The sequence below is a fragment of the Streptomyces sp. BA2 genome (assembly GCF_009769735.1).
Lineage (GTDB): Bacteria > Actinomycetota > Actinomycetes > Streptomycetales > Streptomycetaceae > Streptomyces.
The window spans coordinates 2,749,157-2,764,348 of the sequence record NZ_WSRO01000002.1 but is presented as its reverse complement, the minus strand read 5'-3'; the positions used below and the strand labels follow the sequence as shown (position 1 = coordinate 2,764,348).

General features: G+C 71.7%; 16 protein-coding genes. 9 read left to right on the top strand and 7 right to left on the bottom strand.

The features are described from left to right. Positions 1-60 precede the first annotated feature (60 nt). The 8 genes from E5671_RS15125 (at position 61) to lgt (ending at position 6,146) form a co-directional block, all read left to right on the top strand. Positions 61-300 carry an HGxxPAAW family protein gene (locus E5671_RS15125; protein ID WP_160504488.1) on the top strand — a complete coding sequence of 80 codons (240 nt, stop codon included), beginning with the start codon at positions 61-63 and terminating at the stop codon, positions 298-300. A gap of 96 nt (positions 301-396) precedes the next feature. Next, on the top strand, positions 397-840 hold the full coding sequence (locus E5671_RS15120) for a DUF2752 domain-containing protein (RefSeq protein WP_160504487.1): 444 nt from the start codon (positions 397-399) through the stop codon (positions 838-840). Positions 841-1,024: 184 nt separating this feature from the next. Beyond that, the gene (trpC, locus tag E5671_RS15115; protein WP_160504486.1) at positions 1,025-1,834 is read left to right on the top strand and encodes an indole-3-glycerol phosphate synthase TrpC; all 810 of its coding nucleotides are present in this window, start codon (positions 1,025-1,027) and stop codon (positions 1,832-1,834) included. 9 nt (positions 1,835-1,843) lie between these two features. Beyond that, a complete protein-coding gene (trpM, locus tag E5671_RS47760; protein ID WP_199843006.1) occupies positions 1,844-1,990 on the top strand; it encodes a tryptophan biosynthesis modulator TrpM in 147 nt (48 codons plus the stop codon). 152 nt (positions 1,991-2,142) lie between these two features. Beyond that, positions 2,143-3,429: a tryptophan synthase subunit beta gene (trpB, locus tag E5671_RS15110; RefSeq protein ID WP_160504485.1), complete on the top strand. Its 1,287-nt coding sequence runs from the start codon at positions 2,143-2,145 to the stop codon at positions 3,427-3,429. After that, positions 3,426-4,241: a tryptophan synthase subunit alpha gene (gene trpA, locus E5671_RS15105; RefSeq protein WP_160504484.1), complete on the top strand. Its 816-nt coding sequence runs from the start codon at positions 3,426-3,428 to the stop codon at positions 4,239-4,241. Before trpB ends, trpA begins: the two co-directional genes overlap by 4 nt. Positions 4,242-4,304: 63 nt before the next feature. Next, the gene (locus E5671_RS15100; RefSeq protein ID WP_160504483.1) at positions 4,305-5,081 is read left to right on the top strand and encodes a thioredoxin domain-containing protein; all 777 of its coding nucleotides are present in this window, start codon (positions 4,305-4,307) and stop codon (positions 5,079-5,081) included. Positions 5,082-5,192: 111 nt separating this feature from the next. Then, positions 5,193-6,146 (top strand): prolipoprotein diacylglyceryl transferase, encoded by a 954-nt coding sequence (lgt, locus tag E5671_RS15095; protein ID WP_160504482.1) that lies wholly within the window; start codon positions 5,193-5,195, stop codon positions 6,144-6,146. A 91-nt stretch (positions 6,147-6,237) separates the two neighbouring features. On the opposite strand, the gene E5671_RS15090 is transcribed toward lgt, so the two are convergent. From E5671_RS15090 to E5671_RS15060, 7 genes are all read right to left on the bottom strand, one after another. Next, positions 6,238-7,071: an aldolase/citrate lyase family protein gene (locus tag E5671_RS15090; protein WP_160504481.1), complete on the bottom strand. Its 834-nt coding sequence runs from the start codon at positions 7,069-7,071 to the stop codon at positions 6,238-6,240. Next, complete coding sequence (locus E5671_RS15085; protein ID WP_160504480.1) at positions 7,068-8,255, bottom strand: CaiB/BaiF CoA transferase family protein; 1,188 nt, start codon at positions 8,253-8,255, stop codon at positions 7,068-7,070. Before E5671_RS15085 ends, E5671_RS15090 begins: the two co-directional genes overlap by 4 nt. Next, on the bottom strand, positions 8,252-9,175 hold the full coding sequence (gene rbsK / locus E5671_RS15080) for a ribokinase (RefSeq protein ID WP_160504479.1): 924 nt from the start codon (positions 9,173-9,175) through the stop codon (positions 8,252-8,254). The genes E5671_RS15085 and rbsK overlap by 4 nt, the downstream gene beginning before the upstream one ends. After that, on the bottom strand, positions 9,172-10,575 hold the full coding sequence (locus E5671_RS15075; RefSeq protein ID WP_160504478.1) for an ADP-ribosylglycohydrolase family protein: 1,404 nt from the start codon (positions 10,573-10,575) through the stop codon (positions 9,172-9,174). Before E5671_RS15075 ends, rbsK begins: the two co-directional genes overlap by 4 nt. After that, positions 10,572-11,735, bottom strand: coding sequence for an ADP-ribosylglycohydrolase family protein (locus tag E5671_RS15070; RefSeq protein ID WP_160504477.1), 1,164 nt, complete (start codon positions 11,733-11,735; stop codon positions 10,572-10,574). The genes E5671_RS15075 and E5671_RS15070 overlap by 4 nt, the downstream gene beginning before the upstream one ends. Next, entirely contained in the window at positions 11,695-12,912 is a 1,218-nt protein-coding gene (locus E5671_RS15065) for an ADP-ribosylglycohydrolase family protein (protein WP_160504476.1), read from the bottom strand. The genes E5671_RS15070 and E5671_RS15065 overlap by 41 nt, the downstream gene beginning before the upstream one ends. A 119-nt stretch (positions 12,913-13,031) precedes the next feature. Further along, positions 13,032-14,021: an ADP-ribosylglycohydrolase family protein gene (locus E5671_RS15060; protein WP_160504475.1), complete on the bottom strand. Its 990-nt coding sequence runs from the start codon at positions 14,019-14,021 to the stop codon at positions 13,032-13,034. A gap of 212 nt (positions 14,022-14,233) precedes the next feature. On the opposite strand from E5671_RS15060, the gene E5671_RS15055 reads away from it, so the two are divergent. After that, positions 14,234-14,965, top strand: a complete 732-nt coding sequence (locus E5671_RS15055; RefSeq protein ID WP_160504474.1) for a VIT1/CCC1 transporter family protein — start codon at positions 14,234-14,236, stop codon at positions 14,963-14,965. The last annotated feature ends 227 nt before the right edge of the window (positions 14,966-15,192 follow it).

The following is a 15,192-nucleotide window of genomic DNA, read 5'->3' as shown; positions in this document are numbered from 1 at the left end:
GGTGAGCGTTCGGCTCACCCCACGCATCACCACCACGCATACAGCAACGAGGAGCAAGTCATGGCGGGCAGCAGCCACGGACACACCCCGGCCGCCTGGACCGGTGTCATCATCGCCTTCATCGGTTTCTGCGTATCGGGTGCCTTCATGGTGTTGGCCAACCCGCTGGGCTTCTGGGCCGGCATGGTCATCATCGCCGCCGGTGGCGTCGTGGGCATGGTCATGCGTGCCGCCGGCCTCGGCCAGGCGAAGCGCAGCCCGCAGCCGCAGACGGGTCAGCTCGCGCACTCCGAGGGCTGAGCTCCACCGACGTACGCGGGAGGCGGACCCGGCAGGTGCCGGGACCGCCTCCTTTCGCGTTTCCCTGCCGGGCGGACGCGGCCGCCGAAGGGCACAATGCATCGGGTGAACGCTGAACCCGAGAGCGCGGCACCACCCGCCGGCACCGCACTGCGGCGCCTCGCCGTGCCCCTCGGAGTACTCGGCTCGGTGATCGCCGCCTTCGCCTACGTCGGGACGGTCGACCCGAACGAGCCCGGCCACTACCCCGCCTGCCCGCTGCTCCAGCTCACCGGCGTGTTCTGCCCCGGCTGCGGCGGCCTGCGCAGCGCCCACGCCGTCGTCCACGGCGACCTCACCACGGCACTCGGCGCCAACGCCCTCGCCGTCGTCGGATACGGCGTCTTCGCGGTCCTGTGGACCCTCTGGGCGACCCGCGCGGCGCGCGGACGACGGCTGCGGATCGAGTTGGGGCCCGCACAGCTGTACGGGATCGGGGTGCTGATCGCGGTTTTCACCCTCGTACGCAATCTGCCGTTCGGGGCATGGCTGCATCCTTGAATGGCGAGAAAGCCCAGGCCGCGGGGCCATCGGGTGTCCAGGACGTGGGACTGGCGTCAACCGGATGCGGGGCCTTCGCCCTCCTGCGGATACCATCGCAGTGACCATCGGAATGCCTGATGAGGCAGCCGAACAGCTTGAGGTGCAAACAGCAGCTTCACCGTCAGGGAAGGGGGCCGCTCGCGTGAGTGTGCTCGACGAGATCATCGACGGAGTCCGTGCCGACCTCGCGGAACGGCAGGCGCGCGTCAGCCTCGACGAGCTCAAGGAGCGCGCGGCGAAGGCTCCTGCGGCCAAGGACGGGGTCGCCGCGCTGCGTGGCGACGGCGTCAAGGTCATCTGCGAGGTCAAGCGCTCAAGCCCCTCCAAGGGCGCGCTCGCCGCGATCGCCGACCCCGCCGGGCTCGCCGCGGACTACGAGGCGGGCGGCGCGGCCGTCATCTCCGTGCTCACCGAGCAGCGCCGCTTCGGCGGTTCGCTCGCCGACCTGGAGGCCGTCCGGGCCAGGGTCGACATCCCGGTGCTCCGCAAGGACTTCATCGTCACGTCGTACCAGCTCTGGGAGGCCAGGGCCTACGGCGCCGACCTCGCCCTGCTCATCGTGGCCGCCCTGGAGCAGCCCGCCCTGGAGTCGCTCATCGAGCGCGCCCATTCGATCGGCCTCACGCCGATCGTCGAGGTGCACGACGAGGACGAGGCCGAGCGGGCCGTGGACGCGGGCGCGCGGGTCGTCGGCGTCAACAACCGCGACCTCAAGACCCTCAAGGTCGACCGCTCCACCTTCGAGCGCGTGGCTCCCGAGCTGCCGGACAGCGTCGTCAAGATCGCCGAGTCCGGTGTGCGCGGGCCGCACGACCTCATCGCCTTCGCCAACGCGGGCGCCGACGCGGTGCTCGTGGGCGAGTCCCTGGTGACCGGCCGCGACCCGAAGGGCGCGGTCTCCGACCTGGTCGCCGCGGGCGCGCACCCGGCTCTCCGCCACGGGCGGAGCTGACACCTCCCGATGACCGCCTTCGCCCGCCTCGCACCCGGCTGCCGCCCCCGCGGCTGCCGGGCGCCGGCGCGGCGTGTGCGGGGTCGCCGGGTGCGATACCACATCGGCGCGGAACCGGGCCAGATCCCCGGGATGCGATGGCAGGGCGGCGCCTGAGCGCCGCAGAGCTGCGAAGCGCCCCGTAAGGGGCGCGGGGAACTGCGCGATCAGCCCACGACGGGCCGCAGTCGCGCAAGAAACCCCACCAGCAACGGCGCCATGGCGTATTCATGCCGAAACGTCAACGCCATCCCTAGCGAGGTATCGCCATGCCCAGCCAGTTCTTCATTCCCGACCCGGAGGGTCAAGTCCCCACCGTCGAGGGCTACTTCGGCGCCTTCGGAGGAAAGTTCATCCCGGAGGCCCTCGTCGCCGCCGTGGACGAGGTCGCCGTCGAGTACGAGAAGGCCAAGAGCGACCCAGCCTTCGCCGCCGAGCTCGACGACCTCCTCGTCAACTACACGGGAAGGCCCAGCAGCCTCACAGAGGTGCCCCGGTTCGCCGAACACGCCGGTGGCGCCCGCGTCTTCCTCAAGCGCGAGGACCTGAACCACACCGGCTCGCACAAGATCAACAACGTGCTCGGCCAGGCCCTGCTCACCAAGCGCATGGGCAAGACCCGCGTCATCGCGGAGACCGGCGCCGGACAGCACGGCGTCGCCACCGCCACCGCCTGCGCCCTCTTCGGCCTCGAATGCACCATCTACATGGGCGAGATCGACACCGAGCGCCAGGCCCTGAACGTGGCCCGCATGCGCATGCTCGGCGCCGAGGTCATCGCCGTGAAGTCCGGCAGCCGCACCCTGAAGGACGCCATCAACGAGGCGTTCCGCGACTGGGTCGCCAACGTCGACCGCACGCACTACCTCTTCGGGACCGTGGCGGGCCCGCACCCCTTCCCCGCCATGGTGCGCGACTTCCACCGCGTCATCGGGGTGGAGGCACGGCGCCAGATCATCGAGCGCGCGGGACGGCTGCCCGACGCCGCCGTCGCCTGCGTGGGCGGCGGCTCGAACGCCATCGGCCTCTTCCACGCCTTCATCCCGGACGCCGGAGTCCGGCTCATCGGGTGCGAGCCCGCGGGCCACGGCGTCGAGACCGGTGAGCACGCGGCCACGCTGACCGCCGGAGAGCCGGGCATCCTGCACGGCTCGCGGTCGTACGTCCTCCAGGACGAGGAAGGGCAGATCACCGAGCCCTACTCGATCTCCGCCGGACTCGACTACCCGGGCATCGGCCCCGAGCACGCCTACCTCAAGGACAGCGGCCGCGGCGAGTACCGCGCCGTCACCGACGACGCCGCCATGCAGGCCCTGCGCCTCCTGTCGCGCACCGAGGGCATCATCCCGGCCATCGAGAGCGCCCACGCGCTCGCCGGGGCCATCGAGGTCGGCAAGGAGCTCGGCAAGGACGGGCTGCTGATCATCAACCTGTCCGGGCGCGGCGACAAGGACATGGACACGGCCGCCCGCTACTTCGGCCTGTACGACACGGACGCCGCCGTCGAGGCGGACGCGGGCAACGGCGCCGCGGAGATCGAGGGGGACGCCAAGTGAGCGGCAACATCCAGCTGTTGGACGAGACTCTCGCCGCGGCCAAGTCCGAGGGCCGGTCCGCCCTCATCGCCTACCTGCCGGCCGGGTTCCCGACCGTCGACGGCGGCATCGCTGCCATCAAGGCCGTCTTCGACGGTGGCGCCGACGTCGTGGAGGTCGGCCTTCCGCACAGTGACCCGGTCCTCGACGGCCCCGTCATCCAGACCGCCGACGACATCGCGCTCAAGGCGGGCCTGAAGATCGCCGACGTGATGCGCACGGTCCGCGAGGCCCACGAGGCGACCGGCAAGCCGGTGCTGGTCATGACGTACTGGAACCCCATCGACCGCTACGGCATCGAGCGCTTCACCGCCGAGCTCGCCGACGCGGGCGGCGCCGGGTGCATCCTGCCCGACCTGCCCGTCCAGGAGTCGGCGACCTGGAGGGAGCACGCCGAGAAGCACGGCCTCGCGACGGTCTTCGTCGTCGCGCCGAGCAGCAAGGACGAGCGCCTCGCCACCATCACGGCGGCAGGTTCCGGCTTCGTGTACGCGGCGTCGCTGATGGGCGTCACGGGCACCCGTGAGTCCGTCGGGGAACAGGCGCAGGAACTGGTGCGGCGCACCAAGGCCACCACCGACCTGCCGGTCTGCGTCGGCCTCGGCGTCTCGGACGCCAAGCAGGCCGCCGAGGTCGCGGGCTTCGCCGACGGCGTGATCGTCGGCTCGGCCTTCGTGCAGCGCCTGCTGGACGCCGAGGACGAGGCTTCGGGCCTGGCCGCCGTCCGCGCGCTCGCGGGTGATCTCGCCCAGGGAGTTCGCGGCAACGCGTAACTCGTACGGGTGGACCTGGGACCGGGGAGGCATGCTCGTGCCTCCCCGGTTCGTTGGCGGGGTGTGAGTGAGAAGAACCGTGAGGGAAAGCGCGCGGCCCGCGACCGGCTGGCGGAAGAGCGAGAGCGGCAGAAGTCGCGGGACAAGCAGCGCAGGGTGTTGATCGTGAGTGCCGCCGTCGTGGGCGTGCTCGCGCTCGCCGCCGTGGCCGGTCTGCTCGCTGCCAACTCGGGTGACGACAAGGACACTTCGGGTCCCTTGTCCGTCCCCAAGGGGGCGACCGGCGAGGATCAGCTCGCCATCCCCGTCGGCAAGGACAGCGCCAAGTCCACCCTCACCATCTGGGAGGACTTCCGCTGCCCCGCCTGCAAGCAGTTCGAGGACCTGTATCGAAAGACGATCCACGAGCTCACCGGCAAGGGCCAGCTCAAGGTCGAGTATCACCTGGCGACGATCATCGACGGGAACATGGGCGGCAGCGGCTCCTTGCGCGCGGCCAACGCCGCGGCGTGCGCCCAGGACGCCGGGAAGTTCACCCCGTACCACGACGTGCTGTTCATGAACCAGCCCGCGGAGGCGGACGACGCGTTCAGCAAGAACAGCAAGCTGATCGAGCTGGCGGACAAGGTGGACGGGCTCGTCAACGACACCTTCAAGAAGTGCGTGGACGACCGCAAGCACGACAGCTGGGCCCAGAAGTCGAACAAGGCCTTCCAGGAAGCGGGCCTCCAGGGCACGCCGAGCGTGCTGCTCGACGGCAAGAACATCTTCGGCGACCAGAAGAACCCGCTGACCCCGGCGAAGCTGAAGGCGAAGGTCGAGGAGGCCAACAGGGGCTAGCCGTCTCCCGGAGCGGGGCTCCTCTCGGTCCCCGTCCGGAGGCCCTGTTATGGAGACGTAGCCGGGCTGGTTGCCCTGGGCACCACCCGGCACGGTAGCGTCGGACCTGCCATGGACCTTGCCTTCATTCCCAGCCCGTCGCGCGGTGTGGTCGAACTCGGACCCATTCCGCTGCGCGGCTACGCGTTCTGCATCATCATCGGCGTCTTCGTCGCCGTCTGGCTCGGCAACAAGCGGTGGATCGCTCGCGGGGGCCGCCCAGGCACCGTGGCCGACATCTCCGTCTGGGCCGTGCCGTTCGGCCTCGTCGGCGGGCGTCTCTACCACGTGATCACGGACTACCAGCTGTACTTCAGCGATGGCCGTGACTGGGTGGACGCCTTCAAGATCTGGGAGGGCGGCCTCGGTATCTGGGGCGCGATCGCGTTCGGCGCGGTCGGTGCCTGGATCGGCTGTCGCCGGCGCGGCATTCCGCTGCCGGCCTGGGCCGACGCCCTCGCCCCCGGCGTCGCCTTCGCCCAGGCGATCGGCCGCTGGGGCAACTGGTTCAACCAGGAGCTGTACGGCAAGGCCACGGATCTGCCGTGGGCGCTGAAGATCACGTCGGCGGAGGACGGCCGGGTGCCCGGCACGTACCACCCGACGTTCCTCTACGAGTCCCTCTGGTGCATCGGCGTCGGCTTCCTCGTCATCTGGGCCGACCGCCGCTTCAAGCTGGGACACGGCCGTGCGTTCGCCCTGTACGTCGCGTCGTACTGCGCCGGTCGCGGCTGGATCGAGTACATGCGGGTCGACGACGCGCACCACGTGCTCGGGCTGCGCCTCAACGTCTGGACCGCCATCGCGGTGTTCGTGCTCGCCGTCGTCTACTTCGTGCTCTCCGCGAAGAAGCGCCCCGGGCGCGAGGAGATCGTCGAGCCCGTGCCTGACGGCGAGGGGGCCACGGACGCTTCGGAGCCTTCGGAGGGCGAGGACGCGAAGCCGTCCAAGGACGACGACACCGAGAGCACGGCGGACACAGGGGACAAGGGCAAGGACGGAGCCGAGTCCGCCAAGAAGGGCTGAGGGCTGACGCTCTCCTCTGCTTCGTATGTCTGCTTCGTACGTCGATGGGGCCGCCGGATCACCGATCCGGCGGCCCCATCGCCATGAATAGCTAGGGGCGCCGCCGCGCCAGGTCGAGGACGCGCCGCGCGCCGTCCACCACGGCCTTGTCCACGAACGTGCCGTCCGGGAGCGCCAAGGCGCCCGCCTCCGTCGTGGACGCCTTGACGATCTGCTCGGCGTGGTCGATCTCCTCCGGGGTGGGGAGGTAGGCACGTTCGATGGCCGGGAGCTGGCGTGGATGGATCGCGGCGCGGCCCAGGAACCCCAGGGAACGGCCGTGCGCGCAGGACGCCGTCAGGCCCTGGACGTCACGGATGTCGGCGTACACCGACTGCGCGGGCGGTACCAGGCCCGCGGCCCGGGCTGCCACCACCACGCGGGCGCGGGACCAGTCGAGGCCCGCGTCGTCACGTACGCCCAGGTCCGCGCGGAGGTCCGCCTCGCCGAGGGAGAGCCCGTGCAGGGCCGGGTGCGCGGTGGCGATGGCGAAGGCGTGCTCCAGGCCGACGGCCGATTCGATCAGGGCGTGCAGGGCGGGGGCGCCGCCGTCCGCGGGAGCCGACCGCTCCGCGACGCGCACGACGTCGGCGGGGCAGGTCACCTTCGGCAGGCGAAGACCGGAGACCCCGGGGAGGTGCGCGATCGCTCCGAGGTCGGCCTCGGCCAGGGGGCTGTCCAGGGCGTTCACTCGGACGTGGACCGGGACGGCGGGAGGTTCGGAGAGCAGCTCGGCCGTCGCCGCTCGCGCGTACTCCTTGCGGTCAGGGCCGACCGCGTCCTCCAGGTCGACGATGACGACGTCGGCGCCCGCGAGCAGCGCCTTCGCCACGACGGACGGCCGGTCCCCGGGCGCGTACAGCCAGGTCAGAGGAGTGTCCTTCACAGGGCGCCCTCCTTGCGCAGCCTCGCGATCTCCCCTTCCGTCAGGCCGAGTTCGGTCAGGACCTCCGCCGTGTCCGCTCCATGCGGGCGGCCCGCCCAGCCGATCGAGCCCGGCGTCTCGGAGAGGCGGAAGAGGACGTTCTGCATGCGCAGCGGGCCGAGCTCCGGGTCATCGACCGTGGTGACGGTGTCCAGGGCCGCGTACTGGGGATCGGTCATCACGTCGCGTACGTCCTGGATGGGAGCGACCGCCGCCTCCGCCTTCTCGAAGGCCTCGATCACCTCGGCGCGGGTGTGCAGGGCGATCCAGCCGCCGACCGCACCGTCGAGCTCGTCCGTGTGGGCCGCGCGGTCCGCGCCCGTCGCGAACCAGGGCTCGGAGATCAGCTCCGGGCGGCCCACCAGGCGCATCACGCGCTCCGCGATCGACTGGGCAGAGGTGGAGACGGCGACCCAACTGCCGTCCGCCGTACGGTAGGTGTTGCGGGGCGCGTTGTTGGTGGAGCGGTTGCCGGTGCGGGGCTGCACATGGCCCAGCTGGTCGTACCAGGTCGGCTGCGGGCCGAGGACCGTGAGGATCGGCTCGATGATCGCCATGTCCACCACCTGGCCCTTGCCCGTCCGGTCACGGGCCGCGAGCGCCGTCATCACCGCGTACGCCGTCGCGAGCCCCGCGATCGAGTCGGCGAGGCCGAAGGGCGGCAGGGTCGGCGGTCCGTCCGGTTCGCCGGTGATCGCGGCGAAACCGCTCATCGCCTCCGCGAGGGTGCCGAAGCCGGGGCGGCGGGAGTACGGGCCGAACTGGCCGAAGCCCGTGACGCGGGTCAGGACGAGACGGGGGTTCGCCCCGCTCAGCTCCTCCCAGCCGAGGTCCCACTTCTCCAGGGTTCCCGGGCGGAAGTTCTCGACGATCACGTCTGCCGTGGCGGCCAGGCGCAGCAGGGTCTCGCGGCCGCCGGGTGTGGAGAGATCGAGCGTCATCGTGCGCTTGTTGCGGCCCAGGATCTTCCACCAGAGGCCGACGCCGTCCTTGGACGGGCCGTGCCCACGGGACGGGTCCGGCTTCCGTGGATGCTCGACCTTGATGACCTCCGCGCCGAAGTCGCCGAGCATCGTGGCGGCGAGCGGGCCCGCGAAGAGCGTCGCCAGGTCGAGGACGCGGAGGCCGGTGAGGGGCGCCGTCATGACGCGGCGCCGTCCGTCCGGGATCCGTTCGCCTGGGTGTCGATCTCGGAGCGGAACGGCATGGACGCCGACGCCCCCGGGCGCTGGACGGAGAGCGCGGCGGCCGACGACGCCCACGTGAGCGCGTCCGGCACGGAGCCGCCCTCGGCCAGGGCCACCGCGAGGGTGCCGACGAACGTGTCGCCCGCACCGGTCGTGTCCACGGCGGTGACGTGCGGGGCCTCCACCATGACCGGCTCGGCGCCTCTGGTCGCGTACAGGCTGCCGCGCGAGCCGAGCGTGACGACGACTTCGGGGACCTGGGAGAGGAGTGACCTGGCGGCGGCGTGCGGTTCGGTCAGGCCGGTGAGGGTGGCCGCCTCGTGCTCGTTCGGCACCAACAGGTCGATGGCGTCGAGGAGTTCGGGAGGCAGGGGTTGGGCGGGCGCCGGTGTGAGGATGGTGCGCACGCCGTGCCTGCGGGCGGCCTGCGCGGCGGCGAGCACCCCCTCGACGGGGATCTCCAGCTGGAGCAGGAGGGTGTCGGCGGAGGTGATCAGGCCCTCGTCGCCGGGGGCGAGCGCGGTGAGCGTGGCGTTGGCGCCGGGGATGACGACGATCGCGTTGCCGCCGTCGTCGTCGACCACGATGTGCGCGGTGCCGGTGGCCGCGGTGTCGACGGTGCGCAGCAGGTCGGTGTCGACACCGGAGTGTTCGAGCGCGGAGCGCAGCTGTGTGCCGAAGGCGTCGGCGCCGACCGCGCCGATCATCGACACGGCGTCGGCGCCCGCGCGGGCCGCGGCGACGGCCTGGTTGGCGCCCTTGCCGCCGGGGAGCGTACGGAACTCGCGCCCGGTGACGGTCTCCCCGCGCTGCGGTGCCTTGGCGACGTACGCGACGAGGTCCATGTTCGTGCTGCCGAGCACGGCGATGTGGGTCATGGGTGGGGTCTCTCCTGGGCGAGTTTGGTGGTGAGGTCGGCGAGAGTGTCGAAGCCGATGCCGTCGAAGCCGGTGATCGAGCTGGTGAGGCGGTTTTTGAGCGGGGCGGTCCAGCGGTCCGGGAGCGCGTCGGGGCGCCCGGCGAGCAGGCCCGCGATCGACCCCGCGGTCGCGCCGTTCGAGTCGGTGTCCCAGCCGCCGGAGACCGCGCGCGTGATGGAGCCGGTGAAGTCGCCGTCGGCGTGGGTGAGGGCGGCGGACAGGAGGGCGGCGTTGGGGATGACGTGGACCCAGTGGTGGTGACCGTAGGCGGCGTGGAGGTCGTCCACGATGTGGTCGAAGTCCGTTGCTGTGCAGGCAAGTTGGATGCCGTGGTGGATCGCGCGGGACAGGCGCGAGTCCTGCGGTACAACGGTGAGGCCCGTGCGAAGGCAGTGGTGGACGTCTCCGGTGCCTGCCGCCGCCTCGGCGATGGTGGCCGCCGCGAACATCGCGCCGTACACGCCGTTGGCGGTGTGGCTGAGGCTCGCGTCGCGGCGGGCCTGGTCGGCGGCGGCCGTGGGTGCGCCCGGGTTCGTCCAGCCGTGGACGTCGGCGCGGATCAGGGCGCCGATCCATTCGCGGAAGGGGTTGTGGTGGGTGGCGGTGTGCGGGGGCTCGATGCCGCACAGGAGGTTGCGGTAGGCGATGCGTTCGGCGGTGAAGGTGCGGGCCGCGGGGAGCTCGTCCAGCCAGAGCTTTGCCACGTCCGTGGTGGTGAAGGTCCTGCCGTGGCGTTGGAGGAGGCGGAGGTTGAGGAGGGGGTAGTTGAGGTCGTCGTCCTCCGGCATGCCGTCGATGTTCTCGGCGAGGGAGGTTTGCGCGGAGCGCTTGTTCCAGGGGTGGGCTTCCCTTAGCTCCGGGGGGAGGCCCTTTTCTGTGAACCAGGTGGTGAGGGGCCAGTTCCCTGTTGCTTGGGCGAGGCTTCTGATGGCGGTCAGGGGGAGTTTCTCCACTGGCTTGCCCAGTAGGCAGCCTGCCGCTCTGCCTAGCCAGGCCGCGTGTAGGCGGTGACGTAGGGCTTCTTTTTCCCCAAGCCCGCCCCTTCCCGAAACCGCCTGCCGCGGGGCCTCGCTTTTCGGTGCGGCCCGGTGGGTGGCGTTGTGCCCACCCGTTCCGCCCTGCGGAACGCCTGCCCACAACGCGGGCGGCTGCGACAGTTCGGTCAGTAGCTCCTCCGCCAAAGCCCGTAGCTGGGGAGCGGGGGGTGTTGGGGACGCGCCTGCTCTGGTGGGAGCCAAGTGGCCGCCCGCTGTCAGCCAGCGGGACTTGATGGCCTCGACGTCCTTGCCCTCCTCCTCCGCCTGGCGCAGTTCGTGGCCCACCAAGTCCTCCGGCTGGACCCAGGTGAGGCGGATCATGGGGTGGCCGTCAGGGCCGCGTACGCCGACTCGTGGGCGCGGCGGCGGCGTACGTCACGGGTGAAGATCTCCTGGGTGACCTCCGTGAGCGTCGCCGCGGGGGCGTGCAGGTCGAGGCGGCTCGCCTCCTCGACCGTCTTCGACCACTCAGGCGGGGCGCCCGAGCCGAGCGCGCCGGCGATCGCGCCGCTCATGGTCGCGATGGAGTCGCAGTCGCGGCCGTAGTTGACCGAGCCGAGCACCGTGTGGCGGTAGTCGCCGTCGCCCACCAGGAGCATGCCGAGCGCGATCGGCAGTTCCTCGATGGAGTGCAGGCGGGAGGGGCGGCGGGCCCCGAGTGACGGGGCGCGGTAGTCCTGGCCGACCGTGTCGAAGGGGGTGACAGCGGTGCGCAGGGGGACGAGCGCGGACTCGAAGTCCCGGTGGTGGGAGGCGACTTCGGCCGCCGAATCGATCGCGGCCCGCGTTCCGTCCTTCGCGAGGGAGAGGGCGGTGTCGATCACCGAGGTCGGCGTCGCACCCGGCGCGCAGGCCGCCGCCACCGCCGCCGCGAAGACCGCGGCCGCCTCACGTCCGTACGAGGACTGGTGCGCGCCCGCGATGTCGAGGGCCTCGGCGTACGCGCCCTCCGGGTTCGCCGCGTTGACCAGACCGACCGGTGCCATGTACATCGCGGCACCGCAGTTGACGATGTTTCCCGTGCCGGCCTCGCGCGGGTCGACGTGGCCGTAGTGGATGCGGGCGACGATCCACTTCTCGGCGAGGAAGAGCCGGTGGAGCGGGATGGCCTCCGTCTCCAGTTCCGGGATCCAGCGGGGGTGGGTCATGAGGTCGGGGACCAGGTGGTCGGCGACCGCGTAGGCGTCCAAGTGATCGCGGACGGCGGCGTACACGCGGATGAGCGCGTGCGTCATCAAGGTGTCGTCGGTGACGTGCCCGTCACCCTTGTGGTACGGCGCGATGGGACGGGCGGTGCGCCAGTGGTCGCCGTTCCAGGGGCCGACGATGCCGTGTACGCGACCGCCGTGCCGTTCGACGATCTGCTCGGGGGAGTAGCCCTCGACGGGGCCGCCCATGGCGTCGCCGACGGCTGCTCCGACCAGGCAGGCGGTGATGCGGTCAGGGAGATCCGGGCCCGTTGGTTCCATTGATGGCGTCATGCCGGAATTGTCCTCCCGGAGCGGTCAGTTCCGTGGCTGCCAGGTGCCCGGCGAGTTCCACCAGGTCGGTGCCCGCGAGGCGGGGCAGCGCGCAGCCGGAGAGGGTGCGGCAGGCGTCGCGCCAGGCTTCGGGGATGGCGGTGGCCGTGCCGAGCGCGCCGGTCAGCGCGCCGGTCAGGGCGGGGGCGGAGTCGGCGACGCGGGAGAGGCAGGCGGCGGAGGGCACCGCGTCACGGATGCGGCCGCGGGCCGCGGTGGTCAGGGCGAGGGCGACCGGGACGGTCTCGGCGGCGGCGATGCCGTAGCTGTAGACGTGGTCGACGATCTGGTGCTCCAGGAGCGGGACGAGACCGAAGGCGCCGTCACCCTCTGTTGTCTGGGTGCGGGCGAGCTTGACGGCGTGCCAGGCGTTGCGGCCGATCTCGGTGTGCTCGGGGAGCTGGGCCAGGGCGGCGTCCACGCTCGCGTCGACGTCCGCGCCGCCGAGCGCCGCCGCGATCGCCGCGGCCATGGCGCGGGCACCGTGCACGCCGTCCCCGTCCTGGGTGTAGCGGGCGTCGAACTCGGCCAGGGCGGCGGCCTGTTCGGGGTCGCCCGGGTGGACCAGGGCCAGGACGCAGGCGCGTACGCAGGCGGCGTCGTCGAAGAAGTGGGGGTTGTCGTGGCCGGTGGCGGGCGGGCGCAGGCCGGTGGCGAGGTTGCCGAGGCCCGCGCGTACGGAGATGCGGGCGCGGAGGGGGAGTACGGCGGACTCGACCTCGGGGGCGCGGGCCGCTGCGGCGGCGATTTCGCTGGCGAGGGCGCCCCAGGCAATGTCCAGGGTCGCGCGGACCCGGCGGTTCGGGGGCAGCTGGGGGTCGAGCGTCCCGTCCGCAGCGCGGAGCAGTGATTCGGCGGTGAAGGCCGCCCATTCGGCGTCGTCGGAGGGGCCCAGGCGGAGGGGCTCTGGGGGTTGATTGAGGGCGATGGGGACGGGGAGGGTGGTGGTGGCATTCTGCTCGGCGAAGGTGTCCAGTTCGCGGGTGAGTCTTCGGGTCCACTCCGGCATGCGGCTTGCCCTGTGGCGGGCGGCAGGCCACCCGGCGGCGTCGCCTGCGGCGAGGCCCAGAAGGAGCCCCTCGATGTACGCCCTGGGCGCCTCGCTTCGGTGGACGCCGCTTCCATCCGCACCCCGCATCGTGGGCTGTGCCCACCCGTTCCGCCCTGCGGAACGCCTGCCCACAGCAGGAGCTGCTGCGGGGTAAACGGGTGGGTGGGTGGGAGAGATCCGGCGCGAAGCGCCGGGCTTGTCGGCGGTCACGAGACCCCCCGGTCAGAAACGAGCAACTCCGCGATGTCCAGCACGTGATGCCCCCGCATGGAAGGCAGACAACTCCCCCGCGCGGGAGCGATGGCCGCCGCCCACGGCGGGGGAATCGCCGAAACCCCGCAGGACGCGCCGGACAGCGCTCCAGCCACAGCGGCAGTCGTATCCGCGTCCCGCCCCATGTTGACCGCGGTCAACACCGCCTCCGGGAAACGGCCGCAGGCCACCCCGTACGCCCCGAAGGCGAGCCCCACCGCCTCGGGGGCGAGGTCGGTCCACGGATAGCCGCCGATCACCACGGCGGAGCGCACCGCCCGTTCCCCCCGATGCGCCACCGCCACCGCACGCCGCAGCGAACGGGACGTCCAGCAGTCCTCCGGGATGACGGACAGCGCCGCGGCCACCACGGAATCCACCGGCGCCCCGCCCATCGCCGCCGCGACCCCCGCGGCCACCGCCTGCCCGCCGTAGATGCCCTCACCGTCATGGCTGACGGAGCCGTCGATCGCGACGAGCCGGGCCGCTTCGGCGGGCCGCCCCGCGGCGAAGACCCCGAACGGGGCGGCCCGCATCGCGAGGCCGTCGCTCCACGCGTGCCGGTGCTGCGCCGAGATGGGCGCCGCGAGGCCGCGGCGCAGGTTCTCCAGCGTGCCGCGTTCGCTGAAGCCCGCGCCCCGGAAAGGGCCTTCGTCGAGGTCCGCGATCCACTCGTGCCAGGCCGCCTCGACGTGCGCGACGGTGAGCGCCGAGCCGTGCCGGGCCAGGAGGAGCCCGGAGAAGATCGCGTACTCGGTGTCGTCCGTGCCCGACGGGTGCTCGGCGACGTACCCGGTGATGCGTCCCCAGCGGCGGCGGATCTCCGACGGCTTCATGTTCTCGGCGGGCGCGCCCAGCGCGTCCCCTACCGCGAGGCCGAGAAGCGCGCCGCGCGCCCGCTCTCTCAGGCCGGTCGCTCCTGTCACACCGGTCGAGCCCGTCATGCCGTGCCTCCATGGTGCCGAGACGTTGCGGGTATCTCTGCCACGCGGCGCCCCGGAGGCGAGCATCCGCACCGCCGACGTCACCCCTCCGACGCATGCGCTCACCGGTTCGACAGACGCTTGTTCATGCAGGTAAGTACGGCCTTCCTTGCTGGCGAGAGCGATTTTTCGCGCGTACTTTCGAGATCGTCCAAGCATTGAGGGGGCCCACCATGGCGATCATCGAGACCGAAGCGGCACTGCACGAGGCGCACCGCGACAACCACACCCACCGCGACGTCAACGGCGGCTGGCTGCGCCCCGCCGTCTTCGGCGCGATGGACGGCCTGGTGTCCAACCTGGCCCTGATGACCGGTGTCGCCGGCGGAGCCGTCTCGCAGCAGACCATCGTCGTCACGGGTCTGGTCGGCCTCGCCGCGGGCGCCTTCTCCATGGCGGCCGGTGAGTACACCTCCGTCGCCTCGCAGCGTGAGCTCGTGCAGGCCGAACTCGACGTGGAGCGGCGGGAGTTGCGCAAGCACCCGGCGGACGAGGAGCGGGAGCTCGCCGCGCTGTACGTGTCGCGCGGCGTCGAGCCGGGGCTCGCCCGCGAGGTCGCCAAGCAGCTGTCCAAGGACCCCGAGCAGGCCCTGGAGATCCACGCGCGCGAGGAGCTGGGCATCGATCCCGGCGATCTGCCGTCCCCGGCCGTCGCCGCGGTCTCCTCCTTCGGCGCCTTCGCGCTCGGCGCCCTGCTTCCCGTACTGCCGTATCTGCTCGGCGCCGACACGTTCTGGCCCGCGCTGCTGCTCGCGCTGGTCGGGCTCTTCGCCTGCGGCGCCGTTGTGGCGAAGGTGACCGCGCGTTCCTGGTGGTTCAGCGGACTTCGGCAGCTCGCGCTCGGCGGGGCGGCGGCGGGTGTGACGTACGCCCTGGGCAGCTTGTTCGGTACCGCCGTAGGATGAACCCTTGCAGTCCTATGCGGGACTCTGCATAACTAGCCGTTACTCGGCGGTTTCGAATCCTTAACCACCGGGCATGAGCCGTAAGCGCTGCGGGCAATGAGGCCTGTGCCGCTCTCGGGCCTACGGTCATCGATCTGTCCGCAGAGGTCCCCCACCGCTCCCCACGCCTACGGGCGGTGTCCACATGGTGGAATGAGCTATCCGCTTTTCGAGAAGCGTTCCATCAT

Bases quoted from the DNA above. Each gene is read 5' to 3' on its own strand.
- E5671_RS15125 (WP_160504488.1), top strand. From the start codon at position 61: ATGGCGGGCAGCAGCCACGGACACACCCCGGCCGCCTGGACCGGTGTC.
- E5671_RS15120 (WP_160504487.1), top strand. From the start codon at position 397: ATGCATCGGGTGAACGCTGAACCCGAGAGCGCGGCACCACCCGCCGGC.
- trpM (WP_199843006.1), top strand. From the start codon at position 1,844: ATGACCGCCTTCGCCCGCCTCGCACCCGGCTGCCGCCCCCGCGGCTGC.
- trpB (WP_160504485.1), top strand. From the start codon at position 2,143: ATGCCCAGCCAGTTCTTCATTCCCGACCCGGAGGGTCAAGTCCCCACC.
- lgt (WP_160504482.1), top strand. From the start codon at position 5,193: ATGGACCTTGCCTTCATTCCCAGCCCGTCGCGCGGTGTGGTCGAACTC.
- E5671_RS15085 (WP_160504480.1), bottom strand. From the start codon at position 8,255: ATGACGGCGCCCCTCACCGGCCTCCGCGTCCTCGACCTGGCGACGCTC.
- rbsK (WP_160504479.1), bottom strand. From the start codon at position 9,175: ATGACCCACATCGCCGTGCTCGGCAGCACGAACATGGACCTCGTCGCG.
- E5671_RS15075 (WP_160504478.1), bottom strand. From the start codon at position 10,575: ATGATCCGCCTCACCTGGGTCCAGCCGGAGGACTTGGTGGGCCACGAA.
- E5671_RS15070 (WP_160504477.1), bottom strand. From the start codon at position 11,735: ATGACGCCATCAATGGAACCAACGGGCCCGGATCTCCCTGACCGCATC.
- E5671_RS15065 (WP_160504476.1), bottom strand. From the start codon at position 12,912: ATGCGGGGTGCGGATGGAAGCGGCGTCCACCGAAGCGAGGCGCCCAGG.
- E5671_RS15060 (WP_160504475.1), bottom strand. From the start codon at position 14,021: ATGACGGGCTCGACCGGTGTGACAGGAGCGACCGGCCTGAGAGAGCGG.
- E5671_RS15055 (WP_160504474.1), top strand. From the start codon at position 14,234: ATGGCGATCATCGAGACCGAAGCGGCACTGCACGAGGCGCACCGCGAC.